Source organism: Clostridium sp. 1001271B_151109_B4 (assembly GCF_015670405.1).
GTDB lineage: Bacteria > Bacillota > Clostridia > Clostridiales > Clostridiaceae > Clostridium.
The window spans coordinates 1-4,634 of sequence record NZ_JADPBQ010000042.1; the positions used below are offsets into that span (position 1 = coordinate 1).

Annotated in this window: 6 protein-coding genes and 1 pseudogene; 3 read left to right on the forward strand and 4 right to left on the reverse strand. The window is 27.9% G+C overall.

The features are described from left to right. Nucleotides 1-628: 628 nt before the first annotated feature. A pseudogene (locus I4V63_RS15325) lies at nt 629-1,567 on the reverse strand (DDE-type integrase/transposase/recombinase). Between the two features lie 122 nt (nt 1,568-1,689). Here I4V63_RS15325 and I4V63_RS15330 point away from each other — a divergent pair. After that, on the forward strand, nt 1,690-2,997 hold the full coding sequence (locus I4V63_RS15330; protein ID WP_196002087.1) for a sialidase family protein: 1,308 nt from the start codon (nt 1,690-1,692) through the stop codon (nt 2,995-2,997). A gap of 152 nt (nt 2,998-3,149) precedes the next feature. Here the strand turns inward: I4V63_RS15330 and I4V63_RS15335 are convergent, their stop codons facing one another. From I4V63_RS15335 to I4V63_RS15340, 3 genes are all read right to left on the reverse strand, one after another. Beyond that, a complete protein-coding gene (locus I4V63_RS15335) occupies nt 3,150-3,407 on the reverse strand; it encodes a hypothetical protein (RefSeq protein WP_196002088.1) in 258 nt (85 codons plus the stop codon). 65 nt (nt 3,408-3,472) lie between these two features. Further along, complete coding sequence (locus I4V63_RS15860) at nt 3,473-3,598, reverse strand: hypothetical protein (RefSeq protein WP_279325762.1); 126 nt, start codon at nt 3,596-3,598, stop codon at nt 3,473-3,475. Nucleotides 3,599-3,650: 52 nt separating this feature from the next. Continuing rightward, entirely contained in the window at nt 3,651-3,902 is a 252-nt protein-coding gene (locus I4V63_RS15340; RefSeq protein WP_196002089.1) for a DUF4158 domain-containing protein, read from the reverse strand. 33 nt (nt 3,903-3,935) lie between these two features. Here I4V63_RS15340 and I4V63_RS15735 point away from each other — a divergent pair, with 33 nt between their 5' ends. Then, nucleotides 3,936-4,112 (forward strand): recombinase family protein, encoded by a 177-nt coding sequence (locus I4V63_RS15735; RefSeq protein ID WP_196002090.1) that lies wholly within the window; start codon nt 3,936-3,938, stop codon nt 4,110-4,112. A gap of 153 nt (nt 4,113-4,265) precedes the next feature. After that, a partial coding sequence (locus I4V63_RS15350) for a hemerythrin domain-containing protein (RefSeq protein WP_196002091.1) occupies nt 4,266-4,634 on the forward strand: 369 nt, incomplete at its 3' end.

The following is a 4,634-nucleotide window of genomic DNA, read 5'->3' on the forward strand; positions in this document are numbered from 1 at the left end:
TAAATGATGAAGTCATGAAGTTTATAGATGATGAATGTGAAAATTATGAAATTAACAATGAAGAAATAAAGAACAAATATATATCAATTTTAGAAGAGTTAGAAAATAGATATTAAGGAGTTGCTATTATATGAATATTATTAAGTTAAATAATATAGAAGATAAAAGAAAAATTAAGAAAACAAGTAAGAAAAATTAAAAATGATACAGATCATGCTACTTATAACTTAATTGAAACAAAGGTTGATACGGTAAAAGATAAAAAGTGGAATAATGTATGATAAAAATCTTGATCCAGATATACGTTATTTTATTTATTATATATCTTTGTTTTTATTTACACCAAATAAGGTTAATAATATACAATTATATTATTTGTATACTTTATTTATAATATATTAAAAATTTAAACGTTTTAATATAAGGCATTTACCATTTTAGTGATAATATGTTATAATATGTAATGTAATCTTTATTTAATCTGTTAAGATGATATGAAAAAGTAGCTTGATTTTTTATAGAATTATTCACTCTTTGAAAATTATATAAGTTTGAATATTTTATTGTATAGCAAACAAACCTGCAATAAAATTAATTTTTGCAGGTTAAATAAAGGTATTAAGTTTAATTAAGCTGATGGAAACCAAGAGTTTTTATCTGAGATATCGCTAGGGAAGCCGGAAACTTCTGATGGAGCACAGTTATTTAATGAGTCATGTGGTCTAATAAAATTATAGTGAAAGATAAATAAATATATTAAGTTATTTTTGTATCACTAGACATAGGTGCTATAGAACGTGTTTGGTATTAGGTAATACCGTAGCGGTAGCTTCGTTATACGGAGGTAATCTATCGGTTAGAAAGTAAGGTTGGTTAACCACAATTTTTAGCTTCATTTATTAGTGTATAATCTGAATCAGAACTTCTAGACTTAGTTAGGTAAAATGCCAGAATAAATCTAGTTTCAGAATCAATAGCTAATCATAGACAGTATCTTTCATCATGAATAAATACTACTGTTTCATCAGCGTGCCAATGGTCAGATTGTAAGCTTAGACTATCTTTAAATTTATCAGCCTTTTGTTTAAGAATGGTGCAAATTTATTGGTCCAACTTACTATAGGAATATGGGATACCTTAATACCAGAGTTAATCATCAAGAATTGAGAAATAGATCTTGTTGATGAATTATTTAAAAAATATAGTGTTAATGTAGTTAATATTACATGCATCAGAAAACGTATTCATTTAATAGGGAGAGAACAGTTAATTAATTCACTAGATGCTATATCAATATTTGTGTATGATGCCTAACTATTATGTGATTACACTTTTTGTTATTGCATTTATAACGAGTTTAATATTTATATGAGTAAGGTAAATATATTCCTTTATCACATTTAGGACATCTAGGATAATTTCTTTAAGGTAATCCTTTACCGTCGCCAAGTGTGAACTGGAGCCTAAATTGATTACATTGATACTTTTGTTTAGCGTACTTATTCAAACCCAATTTATATAGTTTATCAGAATGACAGCGTGAAGATTTTATATTAGTCTTGTTCATTGTTCTTATCTCCTTCATAAGGAGGTATTATTTAGTTTTGCAAAACTATTGTATTTCTTTAGGGGGAGGAGAGCAATGTTTATATAGCTTAACAGAGCATTTATTTATACAAGGAGGTATATATGAAAAAAATATGTAAAAATATCACTATTTTATCAATAATAATTTTTTCTCTAATATTTAATGGTAATATTACATTTGCATATACTCAAAGTAGTAATAATGACTCTCAAAACATAGCAGTATTCGATAAAAATAATAATATATGGAAATCTAAATTTTTTAGAATCCCTAGTTTACAAATATTATCTGATGGAACTATATTAGCATTCTCTGATATTAGATATAATGGAAGTGACGATCACGGATTTATCGATATAGGACAAGCAAGAAGTATAGATGGTGGGAAAACATGGGATTATGAAATAGTAATGGAAAATGACCGTAAAGATGAAACATATTCTCGTGTCATGGATTCTACAACTGTAGTTACAGATACGGGAAGAATTATATTAATTGCTGGATCATGGAATAAAAATGGTAACTGGGCTAGTAGTACCACAAGCCTAAGAGAAGATTGGTCTGTTCAAATGGTTTATTCAGATGATAATGGAGTAACTTGGTCTGATAAAATCGACTTAACAACAAATAATGCGCGAATAAAAAATCAACCTAGTAATACAATTGGATGGTTAGGTGGTGTTGGAACAGGAATTACTATGTCAGATGGAACAATAGTAGTACCTGCGCAAATTGCATTAAGAGAGGGTAACAGTAACAATTACTATTCAACAATTATTTACTCAAAAGATAATGGAGAGACATGGACACTAGGAAATAAAGTTCCTGATTCAAAGACTTCTGAAAATATGGTTATAGAGTTAGATGGAGCTTTAATAATGAGCTCTAGAGATGATGTACATGGTTATAGAGCATCTTATATATCATATGATTTAGGAAACTCATGGGATGTATATGAACCTTTACATGGAAAAATTTCAAGTGGTAAAGGGTCAGGATGTCAAGGATCATTCATTAAAATTACTGCATCAAACGGGCATAGAATTGGATTAATTTCAGCACCTAAAAATACGCTAGGTGGATATACTAGGGATAATATTACCGTTTACATGATAGATTTTGATGATTTATCTAAAGGTATTAAGGAACTAGGTGTGCCATATCCTTACGCTGGAAATAAAAGTGGAGGAGGATATTCTTCATTATCCTTTAATAATAATACTTTAGGAATACTTCATGAAGCTGATGGGGATATATGGTATCAAGATATAACAGACTATTTAGATTTAGTTAATGGTAATAATACAAATGTAGCTAATAAATCTAAATTAAAGATAGTTGTTAATGATGGAGGAAATGGAAATTCAGGAGACTGGGGTGTTCTGGCTGATGCTAGATTCATACGTTAATCATTTAAATTAAAGGTAAGCTAAAAGATATAGAAAAAGAGGAGCTGTATCAGATTGAATTTATTAACTCAATCTGATACAGTTCCTTTCTTTTATTGAATCCAGTTATGGTAATAGTAAAATCTTAATTAGTAGGATTAGTATTATCGAATTCATAAGCCAATACTAGAAATAGTTTTGTCTATCCAATTAGCCTCTGCTACAATAGTATTTAATTCGTCATTTGCATCCGTATATTTAAATTCATGGTTACCATTTTTATTAAACAAAAGCTCAGTTTCATTTGTTTCACATTCACTAGGTAAAACTAACTTAGCAGTAACATTTCCATTTGTTTTATCTTCTGTAGAATATTCTATCTTAACATAAGCTTTATATTCTTTAGTAGTGTATTCATAAAAGTTTAACATCTTACTACTTATAAATTTATTTTTCTCACTTTCACTATTACCATATGTTTCAGTAGCAACTAGTTTTAAGTATTTAGCTTTAAGTGATTCAGGTAATTGTATAGATTGTAAGCACTTAAATAATCAGATGAACCTTCTGTTTTCATTGATAATTCATAGTTTGCTAACCACTCAATCTCGTCATCATTCATTCTAGTATCTACTGCCTATTTCATCAATGGTATAGGTAACTTTTTGAACTGTTCAGAATTCTATTTTCCATAAGTGGTAGTGTCTTTCAATGTTTTTTGGAACTATTACTACTTGTTTGACAATATATTCAATTATATTTTCAGGTATATATTTAAAGCTATTATATAACCAGTCAGGATAACTAAATAATACTACTTGTATTGCAAATCCTGAGTTATTTTCTTCTTTTCTATGTTTCATAAGAGTATATCCTATTGATACTTTACAATAAACATTATAGAATCTACTTTTGTCAACTCCCATAAGACTTGTTTCAGAATAGGAGTGAAAAAAGAAGTGAAATTAGGCTATGTAAGAGTAAGTTTTCAAGATCAAAATGAAGAAATACAAATTAGACAATTAAATGAAGTTGGAGTGGATTTTATTCACAAGGGAAAAGTTTCAGGAGCAACAATTAATAGAGAGAAACTAAATGAAATGATTAATAATTATTTGCGTACCTTTATTAGATAGATAAGATAAAATAAGATAAGATGCGAATTTAAATTATAAATTTAAATTATTTTTAAATATGTAGCATTTGTTACGAAATAAAATAGTAATTTACTGTATAGTAATAATATAAGTTAAAGCAATATCGAGAAAGATATGAAAGGAGTACAGTAAATGAATGCTATAGAAATAATGAATGAAGAACATAAGTATATTCTTAGAATGCTACAAGTAATAAGAAAATGCTGTTTTAAAATATTAAATAACGAAGAAGTCATATATGAAGATTTTGATAATATAATAGATTTTATTAGAAATTATGCGGATAATCATCATCATAAAAAAGAAGAGAAAATACTTTTTATTAAAATGGTAGAGGAGCTAGGAGAGGCAGCAGAAAAGGTTGTTAATCATGGGATGCTTGTAGAGCATGATTTAGGAAGATTACATGTTAGGGAGTTAGTTTCTGCTTTAGAAAAAGTAAAAGTTGGAGAGGAAGAAGCAAAGCTAGATGTCATAGCAAATGCAATCTCATATACACAT

Coding starts and splice junctions, on each gene's coding strand:
- I4V63_RS15330 (WP_196002087.1), top strand. CDS start 1,690: ATGAAAAAAATATGTAAAAATATCACTATTTTATCAATAATAATTTTT.
- I4V63_RS15335 (WP_196002088.1), bottom strand. CDS start 3,407: ATGTTAAACTTTTATGAATACACTACTAAAGAATATAAAGCTTATGTT.
- I4V63_RS15860 (WP_279325762.1), bottom strand. CDS start 3,598: ATGAATGATGACGAGATTGAGTGGTTAGCAAACTATGAATTATCAATG.
- I4V63_RS15340 (WP_196002089.1), bottom strand. CDS start 3,902: ATGGGAGTTGACAAAAGTAGATTCTATAATGTTTATTGTAAAGTATCA.